Origin of the sequence: Clostridium pacaense (genome assembly GCF_020709765.2) — a bacterium.
Lineage (GTDB): Bacteria > Bacillota > Clostridia > Lachnospirales > Lachnospiraceae > Enterocloster > Enterocloster hominis.
In genome coordinates, this window is record NZ_JAJFEB020000001.1 from 233,100 (window position 1) to 251,256 (window position 18,157).

Below are 18,157 nucleotides of genomic sequence, written 5' to 3' on the forward strand. Positions count from 1 at the left end.
AAATACAGAACCCCTTCTACGTCTTATCCACCTGAACAGGATATGAACAGCTTTTAATTTATCTTTTGTAATGCAACCATCCTGCCATAGGATGGTTATTTGCATCTATCGCTTTCATTTTTTAACTGTTTTCAAATAAAATGAACAATATATTGACAATATATGGATTAAGTGCTATCATTTCACGTGTTCAATATTTTACTATTTTATATATTTTTGAACGCAAAATTCAGGAGGAATCATATATGCACCCATTCTATCTCCAGAAACAATTAAAGCCAAGGCTTATATTTACCGTGTTTACGGCTCCGGCCCTCATATTCCTTGTTCTGTTCTGGGTGATTCCCATCATTGCATCCATAGGAATCAGCTTCACTGACTGGGATTACATGACTTCGGACTTCCACATGACAGGATTTAGCAATTACAGCTCGCTGTTTAAGGACAAATCCTTCCAGGATGCGCTCATCCATACGCTTTTGTTTGCCCTGGAAACCGTAATCCCTGTCACATGCCTTGGATTGCTGCTGGCGATGCTTGTTTATTCCGCCGGGAGGCATACCATCTACTCCCTGATCCTCTTCTCTCCCTGGATTACACCAGCGGTTGCCGTGTCCATTGTATGGACCTGGATTTTTGAACCGGATAGCGGATTGGCCAATACCCTGCTGCGTCAATTGGGGATGACCGGACTTCCCTGGCTTCACAGTTCTTCAACGGCATTGGCAAGCATTGCCCTTGTAACCGTGTGGAAAAACCTTGGTTATGTGATGCTTCTTTTCGCCGGGGCCTTATCAAGGATTCCCACGGAACTTTACGAAGCTGCCGCGGTTGACGGCGCAGGAAGCCTGAACCGCTTTGTACATATCACGCTTCCAATCCTGCGTCCTGCCATCCTTATGATAGGGATGATCATGACCGCGGATTCCCTGCGCGCCTATGACCAGATCCAGATCCTGACCCAGGGAGGACCTGCAGGAAGTACCAGGACGCTACTCTATCTGTATTACCAGCTGGGATTTGAACAGTTTGACATGGGCCGCGGGGCGGCGGCCGTGGTCATCCTCATGGTTATCGGCATCAGCCTTGCCCTGATCCAGCTTAAGATGAAAAAGGAGGAAAAATCATGACCAGGCCTGTCATTCCATGGGCACGGATCATCCGGCGCGCCGCTGTCCATGTTGTATTGGGATTCACCTGCTGTGTCACGGCATTCCCCTTCCTCTGGATGGCTGTCAGTTCACTCAAGACCAGGGAGGAGGTGATGGACACGGCTTCCTTCCTGCCTTCTGTCCTCCAGTTTGGGAACTACCTTTCCATCCTGGCTGATTCACCGGTTCCACGATACCTTGCAAACAGCTTTTTTGTATCCCTTGCAGTGGTTGCCATACAGCTTGTGTGCTGCGCCCTTTTCACCTACGCAGTAGCCTTCATGAAAGTAAAAGGCAGGAACATGCTTTTCCGGCTGGTCCTGTTTACCTATATGGTGCCCACTGCCGTCACCTACATTCCATGCTATATCATTTTATCCAGGATGGGGCTTTTAGACAGCTATCAGGGCCTTATATTATCCAATGGAGTCAGCGTGTTCGGCATTTTCCTGCTTCATCAGGCATTTGAGGCAGTCCCCATGGAAACCATTGAGGCGGCCAGGATGGACGGGGCCGGACATCTCTCCGTCCTCACAAGAATCATAGTCCCCATGACGCGGCCATCCTTTATGACCTTCATCCTTTTGTCATTCATCAACACCTATAACAGCTACATGTGGCCGTCCCTTATCACGGATTCCCCGGATTTAAGCCTCATATCCCAGGGATTAAGGCGATTTCTCTATGAGGGAGGCGCATACGGAACCCAGTGGTCCCTTGTGATGGCGGCAGGGACCGTTGCCGTACTCCCCCTGCTGGCGGTTTTCATATCTGCCTGGCGTCTGATTGTCCGGGGAATCACGGATTTTGGGTGCAAGGGATGAGCCTGATACAGCTTCGCACAGAAACTACAGCTTTGCACAGAAACCACAGCTTTGCACAGAAACCACAGCTTTGCACAGTAACCAGTACAGCCAATTTCATATAGACATAACAGGAGGAACATCAAATGAACAGAACATTCAGATTCAGTATCAGATTTAAGAAGAAAATCCTTACCGCGGTATTCCTGGCCACTGGCTGCGCCATGATGACGGGCTGCAATGCCCCGGGTCAGGCAAGGGATGCGGCGGTTGACGGAAAAGTACAGATCACATTCTGGTATTCCGGCGGCAAGACAGCCGCCGGCGTGATGGGGGACATCATCCAGGCCTTTAACCAGTCCCAGGACGAATACGAGGTGACGGGAATCCAGCAGGCGGATTATGACGAGACCTACACCAAGCTGCAGGCCGGGATTGCCGGGAAAAATGCCGCTGACATTGCCCTGCTGGATTCTGACAAATCACGCAACCTCATGCAGAAGGACCTGCTGGTTCCCATGGACAGATATACGCAGCAGGATACATCCTTTCACCAGGATGACTTCATCCCTGTTTTTTACAGCCAGTGCCTGGACAGTGACGGGGGCCTGTATGCCATGCCCGCTTACGGCACCACCCAGGTCATGTACTATAACCGGGACCTTTTTGAAAAGGCCGGGATCCAGCCGGATAAACTGGACACCTGGGAAAGTCTGGCCGACGCAGCCAGGGTCATTAAGGAGAGTACGGGCGGAACAGCCTATGGATGGGAACCCATGTGGGGTGAAGATAACCTGATTGACATGGCCTTAAGTAACGGCGGGTCCATGATAGATGAAGATGGAAAAAAGGTGCTCATCAACACGGATGCCTGGATTGATTCCTGGGAAGCTGTCCGCGGATGGATCCACGAAGATAAGACCATGACTGTCCACTACGGCGGACAGGGCTGGGAATACTGGTATGATACAATGGGCGATGTGCTTCAGGATAAGGCGGGCGGCTATACCGGTTCCTCCGGCGACCAGGCTGACCTGGATTTCCATAAGGTAGGCGCCATGGAACAGCCCGGCTTCGGCAAGCATGGATCAGCGCCTGTGGCCAGGGTACTGCAGCTGGTGATGATTGATACGGGCAAGGATAAGACAGTGGACGGCGCTTACCAGTTCATCCGGTATTTCGCAGACGCATCCCAGCAGGCGAAGTGGTCCATGGCCACCGGCTACATCCCGGTCCGAAAGAGCACCCTGGGAATCCCTGAGTATCAATCCTACACTGAACACAATCCCCATGCCCTGGTCCCCATATCCCAGGCCATGCACGCTTCCCCTGACCCGGTAGACCCCACGGGCGGCAAAATCTTTGACGCCCTGGCCATTGCCGCCGATAAGGTGGAGATAGAGAACATTCCTGCCAGGGATGCCCTGGATGAAGCTGCCAGGACAGCCCAGGCAGCGCTGGACGCGGTAAATCAGCCGCAGTAGGCGTCCTGCTTTGTAAAGAACCCATGGCCTCCCATGACGGCCTTTGCCTCAGCCAGCACCTTCTCCTCGTCAATGGTCAACAGCTGCCGGTCCTTCATCACAAGCTTACCATGAATGATGGAATGCTTTACGTCGGCTCCGGCCGCGCTCTCCACAAGGGAATTGACAATGCTGCCCGTTGCCATCAGATGGGGCTGGTCCAGATTCACTGCAATCAGGTCGGCAAGATTGCCTTCCCGGATGGTTCCAAGGTCCTCACGCATAAGGGCGCCGGCGCCTCCTGCGGTTGCCATGGCAAGCAGGGTCTTTGCAGGCATAATCTGGGGATTTCCAGTGGAAAGCCCATGGGTCACATTCATGACACAGCGGAACGCCCGCATTTCCCTGAACAGGTCAAGGCCCCCATGACCGGCCCCGTCGGAGCCAAAGGCCACCGGGATTCCTGCTGCAAGAAGCCTTGGTGTCTGTGGAACACCCTTTCCGCAGTTGCTGAACGGACAGTGTACTGCATGGATTTTATGGCTGCGCACAATCTCAATCTCTGATTCTGATAGCATGATACAGTGGGCCGCAACAAAGGAGTCCGACAGGGCGCCTATGTGTTCAAGGTATTCAAAAGGCCGCTCCTTATACCGTTCCATAAAGTCCAGGACCTCGCTGGCATACTCATTCATGTGGCATTCGGCCGGTATCTGCCTCTCCTTCGCGGAAAGGAAAACCGTACGGAACAGCTCCTCGGTACAGGCCATCAGGGATGTGATTGAATAATAAACGCTGATAAGGCCTCCTTTCCCGTCGTATTCCCGGTGGAACCGTTCCAGCCTTGGTACTGCGTCCTTTGTTTCAACACGCAGGGTATCCGGCACCTTCACGCCGTCCGTGGTCTGCCAGGTGAGGGCCCCCCGGATGCCTGCCTTTATGTATTCCTCGGCAGCCGCCTCTATGTGAGGGCCGCCGGCGTCCACAAAGGAGGTGGTTCCATTTTTAATCATCTCCGCTGCTGCCAGCCTTGCGCTCAGCGCCATGGTTTCCTCTGTCAGGGATGCCTCAAACGGCACATTGATACGTTTCCAGATAACCGGCTTCTCATCCAGCAGGCTCCCCTTTAAAAACTGCTGGCTGGTATGCAGGTGCCCGTCCGTAAGCCCCGGCATCCACAGAAGGCCGGAATCATCAATCACGGTCCCGGCCTCATAATCCCCATCACCTTCTGCAATCCCTATAATCCTGGAATCCTTAATCGCGATTGTCCGGTTTTCCGCAACCGACATATCCGGCATCAGTACCCTTGCATTCTTAATCAGGATATCACATGTAAACATAAATAAACCGCCCTCTTTCCCATAAGATTTTATATAACCATTATAGGAAAAGGACGGTTCATAAAAAAGGACATATGGGCATATTTCACATAAAATTTCAGGCTTCGATACCCAGGTCCGACGGCATGCGGATGGAGGCATCGTACATCTGGAAACAGCTTTTCCCCTTACCCTTTGCCCCATACATGGCAGCATCCGCACGCTGGAACAGTGTGTTGAAGTCATTGCCGTCAATGGGCTGGAAAGCAGCCCCTATGCTGCAGCTGGGGTGGATTACCATACCCTGCTTCAGGCACATGTCCTGAATGGAATCCAGGACCATGGCCATGCGTGTTTCAACGGTTTTTACATCCGGGACATGGGACATGAAAAGAAGGAACTCATCCCCTCCTATCCTTGCAAGGACATCCTCGCTGCGGAACTGCCGGGTCAGTATGTCAGCCACTGCCTTAAGCACACTGTCCCCGAACATATGGCCGTTGCTGTCATTGATTTTCTTAAAGTCATCAACGTCCAGGACCATCAGGGCCCTGTATCCCTGGACACAGGGCTCCTCCAATATGGCTTCAATGAGCCGTCTTGCCGTCCTGCGGTTATAGAGCTGTGTCAGCTCATCCCGCTCCGCCTGATACTGGAGGGCCTCCTCCGCCCGCTTCTGTTCATCCACATCAGCCAGCATCCCAATTACCCTGCTGACCCTGCCCGCCGCATCAAACTGGGAAGAGGCACGGAGCCTGCACCAGCGGTACCGTCCCGCTGCATCGGACAGCCTGAATTCAATCTCCCTGTAAATCGTCCCCTTCATCAGCGAATCCAGCATTTCCGTAAAATCAGGCACGTCAGCCGGATGGATATGGGATACGAACCGGATACGTTTGCTGAAATTGTTTGAAATGGGGGTATATCCAAACTTTTTCTCAAAATTGGCAGAGTGGGTGACTGTATCTTTTTCAATATCCCACTCAAACAGGGCATCCTCTGCCTGCTCCATGATGATTTTATGGCGCTCCAGGGAAAGACGGAGCTCTTCCTGGTCTTTTTTAGAAGCAGTGATGTCCATAAGGGCAAATACCAGATATTCCATGTTGTTTTTTCCGGTAATGGACTGACATCGCTCCAAAACCCAGATAATCCTTCCATCCTTGGCAGTAAGCCTGTATTCCAGTTCAACGGAATTACCAGACTCCAGCTGTCTCCCCGTCTCTTCCATGATCCGGCTCCGGTCAGCCGGGTAAATCATATTCAGGTACCGGTTGTCAAACCGGGTCTTGATCTCACCGTCGCTGTAGCCCAGCATTTTCCTCATACCGCCATTGGTCTCTACGATGGTAAACTCCTTATCGTTCAGGCAGGCCTGGACACATCCCACCATATGGCTTAAGACAGCATCATTAAACATCCTCATCTGCATGGTGCTGCCGGCCGGAACCGCATCCTCCTCTGCCTCCAGTTCTTCCCAGATAATCAGTGCCCTTTTCTGATAAGGGTTTCCTGTATTGATGCGGAGCATGGTGGCCCGGCACCAGCGGTAAACCTGCTCCACCTGGTTATATATGCGGTAGTTACGGCTTCTCTTATTAAATCCTTCCTTCATGAAATCCTTCATATAAGCACCCATAAGGGCCCTTGCCATCTCCCTGTCCTCAGGATGGACGGATGTCTCCACAAAATGATAAAAGGCATCCTTGAAGCTGCCGCCGGATTTCAGGCCGTCAAAGTCATGGTTTGAGAGATAAACCACATGGTAAACGCCTGTGTTAAAATCCACCTCCACAACAGTGGAATCCACATATTTAAGCAGTGTCAGATACTTCTGCTGGCCCATCTGCCTGCTGTCCCTATCCCCATCCATGCAAAGCCGTATATCGCTGTTGATGGCAGGCTGTTTCTGTATCTGCCCATCCCTGTACTCATCGGACAGCTTGGAAAATATTGCCTTTACATTCTTAAAACATTCCAAAAGCCAGGGTGAAAACGTACCGCACTCCCCGTTCAATATCATGTTGATGGCCTGCGCAGGCGGTATGGCCTTCTTATAGACACGGTCGGAGGTCAGGGCGTCATAACAATCAGCGATACCCACCACCTGGGCGCAGACCGGGATATTGTCCCCGCGAAGCCCGTCAGGATATCCCCTGCCATCCCATCGTTCATGGTGATAGCGGCATATATTGTAGGCATATTGCAGATATTCCCTGTCCCCCATGCGGTCAAGATTCACCAGCATCTCACAGCCCTTTGTGGTGTGGCCTTTCATGATCTCAAATTCTTCCTCTGTCAGCCGCCCAGGCTTATTGAGGATTGTATCCGGTATGGCAATCTTGCCGATATCGTGCATGGAAGAGGCACTGGAAATAATGTCAATCTGACGCCGGTCCAGGCCCAGCTCCGGGAAGTTTCCCGATATCTCCTCCAGCAGTATCCTGGTAAACATACGGATACGCTGTATATGCTGCCCTGTTTCCACGCTCCTGTACTCGATGATGGCGGATAATGCGTCAATCATCACCGCATTGGATTCCATTAACCGGGCGGCCTGTTCATCAATCCGCTCCTGAAGGTTCTGCTGGTTCCGGCTGAGGGCAATGCTGTTCTCCACCCTGCGCTTCACAATGACCGGATCAAAAGGCTTCATCACAATATCCGATGCGCCCAAATCAAATGCCTTCACCGTGTTGTCCGGCGAATCCTCGGATGTGATGATGATAACGGGACATTCCGGCAAAAGATGCATATCATTCATCTCCGCCAGGACCTGGTAGCCGTCCTTCTGCGGCATCACAAGGTCTAAAAGCACGGCAGCAATATTCCTGTGGTACTGTTTAAGCAGTACCATGGCCTGATCCCCGTTTTCCGCCTCCAGCAGATTATAATCCTTTTCAAAAATACTTTGCAGTATAATACGGTTTACCTCTATATCGTCTACAATCAGGATGGTATCCCTGCCCCTCAATTCCCTGTCTTTTACAGGGTATGGATTTATATCTTCCAACACGTTTCATTCCCCTTTTTCCAGCAGTCCAAGGGTTCCCGGGCCGCTGCGGATAAAAGCGGCCCTTCCCCGGCAGGGAGTGTCCGGAAATTCATTCCCGCCCTCTGTATTCCCCGGAACGGCCGCTTCATTCACAAATTTTCTATCTATACCATATCATTTTATCCCTGAAAATGCAATCATTCTTCCCCTCCCACATACAAAACCTCATGGGAAAGTCCTCCGGAAGACCGCATTTCATGCTGCCTGCCGGAGGACCCCAAAAACCTGTCAACTCTTTGTATCAAATCCTTATGCCGGTATCACGGCATAAGACCAGCTAATTTACGTCCTAACTCCCTGCACTGTGAAAGCGCGTCCTCATCCGGGGTTTCCTGGGCAATCACACCCTGGCCGCCCACGACAACCGCGCCTGCACCGGCCACACGTTCCTCCCAGTCGCGCATCCACTGTCCGTCCCCCCATCCATAAGAGCCAAACAGGCCAATCTGCTTTCCTCCGGCAAAGGATTCCACTTCAGCCATGAACGGCTCCATTTCATCCTCCTCAAGGACTTCCGCTCCCATGGCCGGGCATCCCAGTGCAAACACAGGCGCATCCTTCAAAACATCCGGGGTTATGGATGAAACCTCCACCGCTGCCCCTTCTTTCCCCGCTTCCTTCACTCCTTCGGCCACCTCATTGGCCATGGCCTGTGTGTTGCCTGTCTGCGACCAGTATACCACCATTATCTTACTCATGTTCCTGTCCTCCTAAATTGTCATTGATTTATATTGATGTAATCCATGGATCTCAAGAATATCCCCTATCCCCAGTCCACGGGAAACCATATGTATGAGCCTCTCCCGCGCCTGATTGTATCTCCTGAATATGCGCCTGCACTCTGACTGGTTGGAATAAACCTTCCAATAACCTGTGCACAGATAATTCCTGCCATTGTTCCGGATGAATCCCAGCACATCTGCAGGCGGGTACCCCAGAAGCAGTCCTATTTCATGTGGGAAGCCTCCATTTCCATTCATGTGTGCCGTATACTTTTCCGAAACACATTCCAGGATTTGTTCCAGCCCCAAGACATGATACCCGAAGCTTCCCATCAGCCTTTCTATATCCTCTTCTGCAAGGTATTCCATGAGCGCGGACCTTGAATACAGCAGGAATGTTGTCTTATCCCCGGAGCCATACAGCAGGTAACAGGATATTGCAGTTCCTTCAAACAGCCCCATGACCTCCTGAGTCCTGCTGCTTCTGACAGTGAGAAGATTGGATATCTTCATCCCGGTCAGAAGCGGCGCGCACTGAAGGGCAATCTGTGTTTCTAATCTGTCATGGTTCATCCTGAGCAGTAAATTCAGGGTCTCTTTGCTCATATCGGGTGCCTCCTTGATGTTATCATTTTCATTCAGTTAGTTTAAGCTAACTTACAATGGTTATTTTAACAGTAAATCCAGGGATTTTCAAGGTATATAGATGGGAATATTTCTCAAATAGGCCCGGAACAAATTTTCCATGCAAAAAAAAGCAATGTGTTATATAATGATTGATGAACAAATGAATAAGCAGAGGTAAAAAATGGAATTATTACAATTACGCTATTTTCTTACAACCGCAGAATACCAGCACATGACAAAGGCTGCCGAGCACCTTCAGATTGCCCAGCCCGCTCTGTCCCAGGCCATACACAGGCTGGAAAGTGAACTGGGGATTCCGCTGTTTGAGAGGAAAAACCGGAGTATTGAATTAAACGATGCAGGACGGCTGCTGCAAAAGCGCCTGATTCCAATCATAAGCGCCCTTGACCGGATTCCCGGGGAACTTATGGCCGGCCAGTACCAGTCCAGCCATACCATCCATCTGAAGCTTTTGGCAGCTTCCACCCTGATTACCAACCGTATCATAGCATACAGGACCCTGCGGCCGGATGTGAACTTCCAGCTGTACCAATCCGATACCAATGCGGACTTTGACCTGTGTGTGTCCGCCATACGCTCAGACCTTAAAAATGACGAATATTCCGACTATATGGTCATGCTGGAGGAGGATCTGTACCTGGCCGTTCCGACCCATTCCCCTTATGGGGATAAGGATTCCATCCGTCTGGCTGACACAAAGAATGCGGGATATATCTGCCTGGCAGGTTCACGTCCCATCCGGCAGATATGCAACAGCTACTTTTCAGAAGCTGATTTCGTGCCAAAAGTAATCTTTGAGAGCGACACCACGGAATCGGTGCGCAACCTCATTGCCGCCGGACTGGGAATCGGCTTCTGGCCCCAGTATTCATGGGGTCCCCTGTCTGCTGAATGGGGTCCGCTGTCCCCCCATTCCCCGGTCAAGCTCCTTCCCATCAAGGACCAGACCTGCCGGCGCCAGATCATCCTTATGTGCTCCGCCCATGGCAAGGAAAATCCCATTGTCATGGATTTCTGCAACTTTTTAATCCAGAACTCAAAATGGCTGTAGGTTTTTACCTGCAGCCATTATCTTATCCATATGAATCCATTTTCCAATGGTTATATCTCAATGGTTTTAACTCAACCGTTTTATCCCAATTCCTTGAGATGGCTTCCCTTAAGCCTTGACAGCGCCCTTGCCATGGATGCCTGGGTCATCCTGAATTCCCGCAGGCTCTGCTTCTGCCGCATCTGTTCCTCGGCCCGCTCAAGGGCTTCCCTGGCCCTTACCGCGTCAATATCTTCCGGCCTCTCCGCCGTATCCACAAGCATGGTCACACGGTTGTTGGCCACCTGTACGATCCCACGTCCCACAATGGCTTCCCTCCACTGTGTTTCCTGAGGCACCCTAAAGCGCAGTCCGCCTTCCTGAACGGCCAGGATCATGGCCTCATGGTGGGGAAGGATACCCATCTCACCATCATGGGCAGGGACCACCAGCGTCTCACAGTTTCCATTATAGAAAATATGGTCGCTGGCAACTATTTTCAGCCAAAATGTAGACATATCCGGGCTCCTTTCTATGCATCAGCCAAACCTCAGGACTCACTGTGTTCCATGGTCCCGGCCTTTTCCACCACCTCGTCAATGGTTCCCACATTGAAGAATGCGGCTTCCGGGTAAGAATCCATCTCACCCTCGATAATGGCCTTAAAACCGCGGATGGTTTCCTTTACAGGTACATATTTGCCGAGCACGCCTGTAAAGTTCTCAGCCACATGGAACGGCTGGGACAGGAAACGCTGGATCTTCCTGGCACGGTTTACCGTCAGCTTATCATCCTCCGACAGCTCCTCCATTCCAAGGATTGCAATGATATCCTGAAGTTCCTTGTACTTCTGGAGCATCTGCTGTACTTTGTTAGCCACCTCATAATGCTCCTTGCCTACCACATCCTCTTCCAGGATACGTGAGGTGGATTCCAGCGGGTCAACGGCCGGATAGATACCCTGTTCCACAATCTTCCTGGAAAGCACCGTGGTTGCATCCAGGTGGGCAAAGGTAGTTGCAGGGGCCGGGTCCGTCAGGTCATCCGCAGGCACATATACGGCCTGTACCGAGGTAACGGAACCGTTCTTGGTGGATGCAATCCTCTCCTGAAGCTCACCTACCTCGGTGGCCAGGGTGGGCTGGTAGCCAACCGCTGAAGGCATACGTCCAAGAAGGGCGGATACCTCGGAACCGGCCTGCACGAAACGGAAGATATTATCAATGAACAGAAGCACATTCTGATGCTCCACATCCCTGAAATACTCTGCCATGGTAAGTCCGGTCTCAGCCACGCGCATACGTGCGCCCGGCGGTTCATTCATCTGCCCGAATACCAGGGCTGTTTTCTCCAGTACGCCGGATTCCCCCATCTCGGTCCAAAGGTCATTACCCTCACGGGAACGCTCACCCACTCCGGTAAAGATGGAATAGCCGCCGTGTTCCGTTGCAATGTTGGTAATCAGTTCCTGAATCAGGACGGTCTTGCCGACACCGGCGCCGCCGAACAGGCCGATCTTGCCGCCCTTGGCATATGGGGCCAGCAGGTCAATGACCTTGATTCCTGTCTCCAGCATCTCCACGACAGGACTCTGGTCCTCAAAAGAAGGCGGGTCCCTGTGAATCACCCACTTCTCCTCATCCTCCAGGCTCTGTCCCCCGTCAATGGTATCGCCAAGGACATTAAAAAGCCTGCCCAGGGTCTTCTTGCCCACCGGCACCTTGATGCCTGCCCCGGTTGGCTCCACCTCCATATCCTTGCACAGCCCGTCACTGGATGCCAGCATGATGCAGCGGACCACATTACCGCCAACATGCTGTGCAACCTCCATGACGCACTTCTTTCCCTGGTTGTCAACAATCAGGGCGTCTTTTATATGGGGAAGGTGTTCATCTTCAAACGCCACGTCAACAACAGGTCCCATGACCTGTATGATTTTTCCCTTGCTCATGGCTGCCTCCTTCTATATCTACGAATTATGTTTCTTTTTCTGTGCCTTGGCACCGCTGATTACTTCCGTTATCTCCTGGGTAATAGCTGCCTGCCGTACACGGTTATATTCAATGGACAGGTCGCTTAAGATGGCATTGGCATTGTCGCTGGCCGACTGCATTGCCATCATCCTGGCATTCTGCTCGCTGCAGAAGGACTCCACCAGCGCGCCGAATATAAATCCTGTCACATAGTTTGGTACCACGTTATCCATGACCGCGCTGGGGGATGGGACCATCTGTATCTCCTCCTGGATGATGTCAGCCGGAATCACGATGTTGCTGAAATCCTCCCGCTTCAAAGGAAGCAGCTGGACAATCTCAGCCTCCATCTTCATGCTGTTAATCATCTGGGTATAAAGGATCCATACCTCATCCAGCTGGCCTTGCTCATAATCCTCCAGCACGGTGGAGGAAATCAGCCTGGCCCTGTGCATGGTGGGATTCTGTACCGTATAGTGGAACTGTTCCTCCACCGGTATGTGCTTGGAAGCAAAATAATGGCGTCCCAGCTCCCCCACCACATAAAGGCGGTGGTTGTCGCCCTGTTCCATCCACTCCTGGGCCATCTTTAACACATTGTGGTTATAAGCACCTGCAAGCCCTTTATCGCCCGTTATGACAATAAGGCCCTTCGTCCTGTCCGCTCCCTTGATTTCGCTTCTGGGATTAAAGTAAAAATGCTCCACATCCGGCATATGGCGCAGGATACGGCGGATTAAATCCTGCAGCGTATAGAAGTAAGGCTCTGTCTCCTCCAGCAGCTTCTTGCTTTTCTTTAGCTTGGTGGAGGAAATCAGGTACATGGCATTGGTAATCTTCCTGGTATCCTGGACGCTTTTCATGCGGCTCAGGATTTCTCTTGCATTTGCCATATTCTCTCCCTCTTCCCGGTTATATGGACGTCTTGTACTGGTTGGCAGCGTCCACGATTCTCTGTACCAAATCATCTGTCAGGGTCTTATTCCCTTCAATCTCCCGGCCAATCTCAGGATGCTTCACGTCAAACCAGCCCAGCATATCCATCTGGAATTCCTTAATCTTATCCACATCCACGTCAAGCATTACCTTGTGGGTTGCCGCGCAGAGCGTGATGACCTGCTCGTGAAGGCTTAAAGGCCTTCCAAGAGGCTGCTTTAACAGTTCCATCAGACGCTTGCCGTAAGCCAGCTGTTCCTTGGTCGACTCATCCAGGTCCGAACTGAACTGGGTGAATACCTCCATCTCCCGGTACTGCGCCAGGTCAATACGGATACTGCCCGAAGCCTTCTTCATGGCCTTGGTCTGGGCAGCGCCGCCCACACGCGATACGGAAAGACCTACATTGACAGCGGGCCTCATTCCGGAAAAGAACAGATCGCTTTCAAGGAAAATCTGGCCATCCGTAATGGAAATCACATTGGTTGGGATATATGCGGATACATCCCCTGCCTGGGTCTCAATGATGGGCAGCGCCGTGATGGAGCCGCCTCCCTTTGCATCACTCAGCCTGCTGGACCGCTCCAAAAGCCTTGAATGGAGATAGAATACATCTCCGGGATACGCCTCACGTCCAGGTGAGCGCTCCAGCAAAAGGGACAGTGCCCTGTAAGCCACCGCATGCTTGGAAAGGTCATCATAGACAATCAGTACATCCTTTCCCTGATGCATGAAAAACTCAGCCATGGCAGTCCCTGAATAGGGCGCTATGTACTGCAGCGGGGCTGCCTCGCTGGCAGTGGAGGACATCACGATGGTGTAATCCATGGCGCCGCTCTTCTTAAGGGTGGATACCAGTTTTGCAACCGTGGAAGCCTTCTGTCCGATTGCCACATATATGCAGACCACGTCCTTGCCCTTCTGGTTCAATATGGTATCAATGGCAATGGAGGTCTTGCCGGTCTGGCGGTCACCGATAATCAACTCCCTCTGTCCCCGTCCAATGGGGAACATGGAATCAATGGCAAGTATACCTGTCTCCATGGGAACGCCCACTGATTTCCTGTCCACGATGCCGGGGGCTTCTTCCTCCACCGGCCGGTAATCTTCCTCTTTTACCGGGCCAAGACCGTCAATGGGGTCTCCCAGGGCATTGACCACCCTGCCTAAAAATCCACTGCCGACCGGCACACCGGCACGTTTTTTCGTGCGTACCACCTTGGTGCCCTGGCTTATCTCAGTATCCTTTCCAAAAAGGATGACGCCTATTTCATCTTTGCGGATGTCCTGGACCATTCCCCGGACACCGTTTTCAAATATTACAATCTCTCCATACATGGCATGCTCCATGCCGTATACAATAGCGATACCGTCGCCAACCCAGATGACAGAACCTGTCTCCTGCTGTGTGGCTGCCTTGGTATCGAAATCCTCAATCTCGCTTTTTATGATGGAGATGATTTCCTGGGAACTGATTGTGCTCATATCAAGACTCCTATCTTACCACAGCCTGGCGCAGCTTTGACAGCTGCCCCTTCAGGCTGTAGTCATATTCTATATCCCCTGCCTTTAAGACGAATCCGCCTATAAGGTCAGGCTGCATCACCAGTTTAAGGCTGATATCCTTTTTATGGTATATCCTGCATAGGAACTGCTTCATTCCTGCAATCTGGGCCGCACCCGGCATGGTCACATAATGAAGTTCTGCCTCCATAACGCCCTCTTTTTCAAGGGAATATGACCGCCATGCATCAGCGATATCTTCCATCTGCCCGATGCACCCCGCATCGCAAGCCTTTTTTAAGAAGTTCACCATGAGTCCGGAGAATTCCGGTTCCCTGAATATCTTTCCTATGATGGCGTGCTTGCTCCTGGCCGGAACCACCGGGCTTGTTAAGGTCTTGATAAGCTGCTGGCTTTCTTTGAATATACCGGCCGCATCCTCAACCATCTGTCCGGGGATTCCTAATTCATATAATACAATGGCATATGTCCTGGCCTTCTCAGTCATTGCTCTCACCTGATCCTGCTAAAAATGAGTTATATAGGTTCCTGTCCCTGTCCGGTCCGGCCTGCTCACTGAGGAGTTTGGCGGCAGCCGTCATGGCCAGCCCTGCAACACCGGCCTGAAGGTCGTTCATGGCTTTCTCCCGCTCCAGCGCAATGGTCCTGTCTGCCTCTTCCATCTTCTTTGCGGCATCCTTCTTTGCCTGGTCCAGGATCCTGTTATATTCCTCTCCCGCCCTTGCCCTGGCATCCTCTATGATCCTTGAGGCTTCCTGGTCCGCGTTGCTCATGGAAGCTTCATACTCTGTCTTCATCTGTTCTGCCTGTGTCCTGGTATCCTTCGCGTCATCCAGGTCACGTTCAATCATCTGCTTCCTCTCATCCAGTATCTTCCGCACCGGCGCAACAAGGAAGTGCTTCATGAACAGGTAGAGCACCAGAAGGTTAATGACCGTACAGGCAATATTCCAAATGTTTAGATTTAACATAATAAAGCGCCTTCCTGCTATCGATTATTTTAAGAACAGAATGATTAAAAGGCCGATTACAAAGCCGTAAATGGCGGTTGCCTCGGCAAGGGCACATCCTAACAGCAGGGCCTTTGTGATCTTGCCGTCTGCCTCGGGCTGTCTTGCTATGGCATCCACTGCCTTGGAAGTGGCCATACCAATACCGATACCTGCACCAATACCTGTAAGAACTGCAACACCTGCACCTATAGCGATTAAACTTGTCATAATAAAATTCTCCTTTTTCTCATAAAATTTTCATTCCATTTGAAGCCATCAGCCTTTACCTCAGTCTTCAATTGCCTCTTTTATATATAGTGACGTGAGGAATACGAATACATAAGCCTGTATCACCCCGTCAAATATATCAAAGTAAAAACTAAACGGCAGAGGCACCACCAAAGGCACCAGATGCTTGATAAGCGCCATGACCACAATGGCTCCCAACACATTGCCGAACAACCGCATACACAGCGAAAGCGGCCTGATGAAAAGCTCCAGCACATTGATGGGGGCTATGATGGGTATCGGCTCCGCAAAGCTCTTGATCCAGCCCTTGACGCCCTTCTTGCGGATTCCCGCTGTCTCCACAAGCACAATGCTCATGACAGCCAGGGATGCGGTTACATTCAGATCCTTGGTCGGTGACTTAAATCCAAACAGCCCAATCATATTGGCTATCCCGATGTAAAGCACCACTGTAATCAGGTATGGTATGTAATCCCTGCCGTCCTTGCCCAGCAATCCTTCGAAGAAGTCATAGATAAAGGAAATACCGCTCTCCAGGGCCGCCTGCTTATTGTTGATCTGCCTGACCTTCAGGCCATGGACCAGAAGCAGGGACGCCGCCATGAGGACCGCCATGATGATCCAGGTCACCACAACCGATTCAAGTATGGGAATACCGCCAAACAGCGGTATGGTAAACACCACGTTGCAGTTAAGCTCCTCCATCAATGATCCCACTAAATCACTCATATCTTCCAACCCCCTTTCTCATCTCTTATGCATTGCCCTATTATAGTCACTGTATTTTATAATTTCAAATACATATTATTTATAAATTAATAATATTAAAGTTATCAAAATTAAATTTGAACAATAAATAATAAGATTCCGCTATAATATTTGTGTTATTTTTATCTGCATCTTATTTCTTTCTTTATACAATTTTAACGCTTCTTAAAAAAATTGTTATAATCACACTAAAAACTCCAGAAAATTATATGCAGATGTAACCGGTACCTCACGTCATACCTGACCCGCATTATACCACTCTATGAACCATGCCGTTCATTCAGACCTGTTATTCCTTATGGAATCATGAAAATAAAAATCCCCTGCAGACAAATATGCGCTTCCATGCACTTCTGTCTGCAGGGAACAACCAATCCCCTGTAATCCTATGATAAACAACAGGCCTTCCTACTTATAATAAACAACGGTCAGATACTGTCCCGCATGGATGGTATCCTTCTTAAGGCTGTTCATCTGCCTGAGCTGGTCCACATACTCATGGGTACTCATGGAACTTCCATCCTTATACTGGCTGGCAAGCCCCCACAGACTGTCCCCTTCCTGTATCTGGACACTCTTATAATACGGCGTGGCCCCGCTCTCCTCCTTTGCCATGGAGGTAAACATAGTACGCCCCATGAAAATGGTGACAAATAAAAGTACAGCAAAACAGGCAGCCACTAACTTAACCATTAACTTTCTCATATGCAACCTCCCTAAGGCGGTTCCGTTATGCGCGCACTACAGAACATGTGTTCTTTCGTATGTATATAATATAGCACCAGAACGCATGTTTGTCAATGGGTTTCCGGCAAAAAAGCGAACAAAGGTTTGCATTTTACCCGAACATATGTTACTATAAGAATAGAAAATGCAGGAGGTTGAATATGGCTCAGGATAAAATTACTTCTAAACAGCAGGAGATATTAGAATACATAAAAGAAACAATACTTAAGAAGGGGTATCCGCCCGCTGTACGTGAGATCTGCGAAGCAGTTCATTTAAAGTCCACATCTTCCGTGCACTCCCACCTCTCAGCGCTGGAGGAAAAAGGATTCATACGGCGCGACCCAACCAAGCCAAGGACCATCGAGATCCTGGATGACACCTTCAACTTCAACCGCCGGGAGATGGTCAACATCCCGCTCATCGGCACGGTGGCTGCCGGGGAACCCATCCTTGCAGAGGAACGGATTGAGGATTACTTCCCATTCCCGGCCGAGGCCCTTCCCAACGCAGAGACCTTCATGTTAAAGGTAAAAGGTGAAAGCATGATCGGAGCCGGCATCCTGCCTGGCGACCAGCTGATCATAGAACAGTGCCCCACTGCATTGAACGGTGAGATTGTAGTGGCACTGGTAGACGACTCCGCTACCGTCAAGCGCTTTTATAAGGAAAAAGGCCACTACCGCCTGCAGCCGGAAAACGAAGCCATGGACCCCATCATCACGGACCACGTGGAGATTCTGGGCAAGGTAATCGGCCTTATACGTATGATGTAATTAATTAGGTTAATGATTT

At 50.7% G+C, this 18,157-nt stretch carries 18 protein-coding genes; 5 read left to right on the top strand and 13 right to left on the bottom strand.

The annotated features are described in order from the left end of the window. Window positions 1-245 precede the first annotated feature (245 nt). The 3 genes from LK536_RS30740 to LK536_RS30750 all read left to right on the top strand — a co-directional run bounded on the left by LK536_RS30740 (window position 246) and on the right by LK536_RS30750 (window position 3,438). The gene (locus LK536_RS30740; RefSeq protein WP_227794885.1) at window positions 246-1,130 is read left to right on the top strand and encodes a carbohydrate ABC transporter permease; all 885 of its coding nucleotides are present in this window, start codon (window positions 246-248) and stop codon (window positions 1,128-1,130) included. Next, window positions 1,127-1,975, top strand: coding sequence for a carbohydrate ABC transporter permease (locus LK536_RS30745; protein ID WP_227794886.1), 849 nt, complete (start codon window positions 1,127-1,129; stop codon window positions 1,973-1,975). The genes LK536_RS30740 and LK536_RS30745 overlap by 4 nt, the downstream gene beginning before the upstream one ends. Window positions 1,976-2,100: 125 nt before the next feature. Then, window positions 2,101-3,438: an ABC transporter substrate-binding protein gene (locus tag LK536_RS30750; protein WP_227794887.1), complete on the top strand. Its 1,338-nt coding sequence runs from the start codon at window positions 2,101-2,103 to the stop codon at window positions 3,436-3,438. Here the strand turns inward: LK536_RS30750 and LK536_RS30755 are convergent. The 4 genes from LK536_RS30755 to LK536_RS30770 all read right to left on the bottom strand — a co-directional run bounded on the left by LK536_RS30755 (window position 3,426) and on the right by LK536_RS30770 (window position 9,122). Then, window positions 3,426-4,760 carry an amidohydrolase family protein gene (locus tag LK536_RS30755; RefSeq protein WP_227794888.1) on the bottom strand — a complete coding sequence of 445 codons (1,335 nt, stop codon included), beginning with the start codon at window positions 4,758-4,760 and terminating at the stop codon, window positions 3,426-3,428. The genes LK536_RS30750 and LK536_RS30755 overlap by 13 nt on opposite strands. Before the next feature lie 97 nt (window positions 4,761-4,857). Then, complete coding sequence (locus tag LK536_RS30760) at window positions 4,858-7,755, bottom strand: diguanylate cyclase domain-containing protein (RefSeq protein WP_227794889.1); 2,898 nt, start codon at window positions 7,753-7,755, stop codon at window positions 4,858-4,860. A 299-nt stretch (window positions 7,756-8,054) separates the two neighbouring features. After that, on the bottom strand, window positions 8,055-8,492 hold the full coding sequence (locus tag LK536_RS30765; RefSeq protein ID WP_008725654.1) for a flavodoxin: 438 nt from the start codon (window positions 8,490-8,492) through the stop codon (window positions 8,055-8,057). A gap of 12 nt (window positions 8,493-8,504) precedes the next feature. Continuing rightward, window positions 8,505-9,122 (bottom strand): DUF3793 family protein, encoded by a 618-nt coding sequence (locus tag LK536_RS30770; RefSeq protein ID WP_227794890.1) that lies wholly within the window; start codon window positions 9,120-9,122, stop codon window positions 8,505-8,507. Window positions 9,123-9,324: 202 nt separating this feature from the next. Here LK536_RS30770 and LK536_RS30775 point away from each other — a divergent pair, with 202 nt between their 5' ends. Further along, a complete protein-coding gene (locus LK536_RS30775; RefSeq protein WP_008725651.1) occupies window positions 9,325-10,215 on the top strand; it encodes a LysR family transcriptional regulator in 891 nt (296 codons plus the stop codon). Between the two features lie 80 nt (window positions 10,216-10,295). On the opposite strand, the gene atpC is transcribed toward LK536_RS30775, so the two are convergent. The 9 genes from atpC to yneA form a co-directional block, all read right to left on the bottom strand. Further along, on the bottom strand, window positions 10,296-10,712 hold the full coding sequence (gene atpC / locus LK536_RS30780; RefSeq protein WP_008725649.1) for an ATP synthase F1 subunit epsilon: 417 nt from the start codon (window positions 10,710-10,712) through the stop codon (window positions 10,296-10,298). A gap of 32 nt (window positions 10,713-10,744) precedes the next feature. Further along, complete coding sequence (atpD, locus tag LK536_RS30785; protein WP_227794891.1) at window positions 10,745-12,145, bottom strand: F0F1 ATP synthase subunit beta; 1,401 nt, start codon at window positions 12,143-12,145, stop codon at window positions 10,745-10,747. 18 nt (window positions 12,146-12,163) lie between these two features. Beyond that, window positions 12,164-13,060, bottom strand: a complete 897-nt coding sequence (gene atpG / locus LK536_RS30790) for an ATP synthase F1 subunit gamma (RefSeq protein ID WP_025487344.1) — start codon at window positions 13,058-13,060, stop codon at window positions 12,164-12,166. 19 nt (window positions 13,061-13,079) lie between these two features. Then, window positions 13,080-14,588 (bottom strand): F0F1 ATP synthase subunit alpha, encoded by a 1,509-nt coding sequence (atpA, locus tag LK536_RS30795; RefSeq protein ID WP_008725643.1) that lies wholly within the window; start codon window positions 14,586-14,588, stop codon window positions 13,080-13,082. A gap of 10 nt (window positions 14,589-14,598) precedes the next feature. Next, window positions 14,599-15,114, bottom strand: a complete 516-nt coding sequence (gene atpH / locus LK536_RS30800; RefSeq protein WP_227795172.1) for an ATP synthase F1 subunit delta — start codon at window positions 15,112-15,114, stop codon at window positions 14,599-14,601. Then, entirely contained in the window at window positions 15,107-15,598 is a 492-nt protein-coding gene (atpF, locus tag LK536_RS30805; protein WP_008725640.1) for a F0F1 ATP synthase subunit B, read from the bottom strand. Before atpF ends, atpH begins: the two co-directional genes overlap by 8 nt. Before the next feature lie 24 nt (window positions 15,599-15,622). Continuing rightward, window positions 15,623-15,847, bottom strand: coding sequence for an ATP synthase F0 subunit C (atpE, locus tag LK536_RS30810; RefSeq protein ID WP_008725639.1), 225 nt, complete (start codon window positions 15,845-15,847; stop codon window positions 15,623-15,625). A gap of 60 nt (window positions 15,848-15,907) precedes the next feature. Further along, window positions 15,908-16,597, bottom strand: coding sequence for a F0F1 ATP synthase subunit A (locus LK536_RS30815; protein WP_025487353.1), 690 nt, complete (start codon window positions 16,595-16,597; stop codon window positions 15,908-15,910). Between the two features lie 447 nt (window positions 16,598-17,044). Continuing rightward, window positions 17,045-17,341 (bottom strand): cell division suppressor protein YneA, encoded by a 297-nt coding sequence (yneA, locus tag LK536_RS30820; protein WP_025487354.1) that lies wholly within the window; start codon window positions 17,339-17,341, stop codon window positions 17,045-17,047. 182 nt (window positions 17,342-17,523) lie between these two features. On the opposite strand from yneA, the gene lexA reads away from it, so the two are divergent. After that, window positions 17,524-18,138: a transcriptional repressor LexA gene (gene lexA / locus LK536_RS30825; RefSeq protein WP_008725634.1), complete on the top strand. Its 615-nt coding sequence runs from the start codon at window positions 17,524-17,526 to the stop codon at window positions 18,136-18,138. Window positions 18,139-18,157 lie beyond the last annotated feature (19 nt).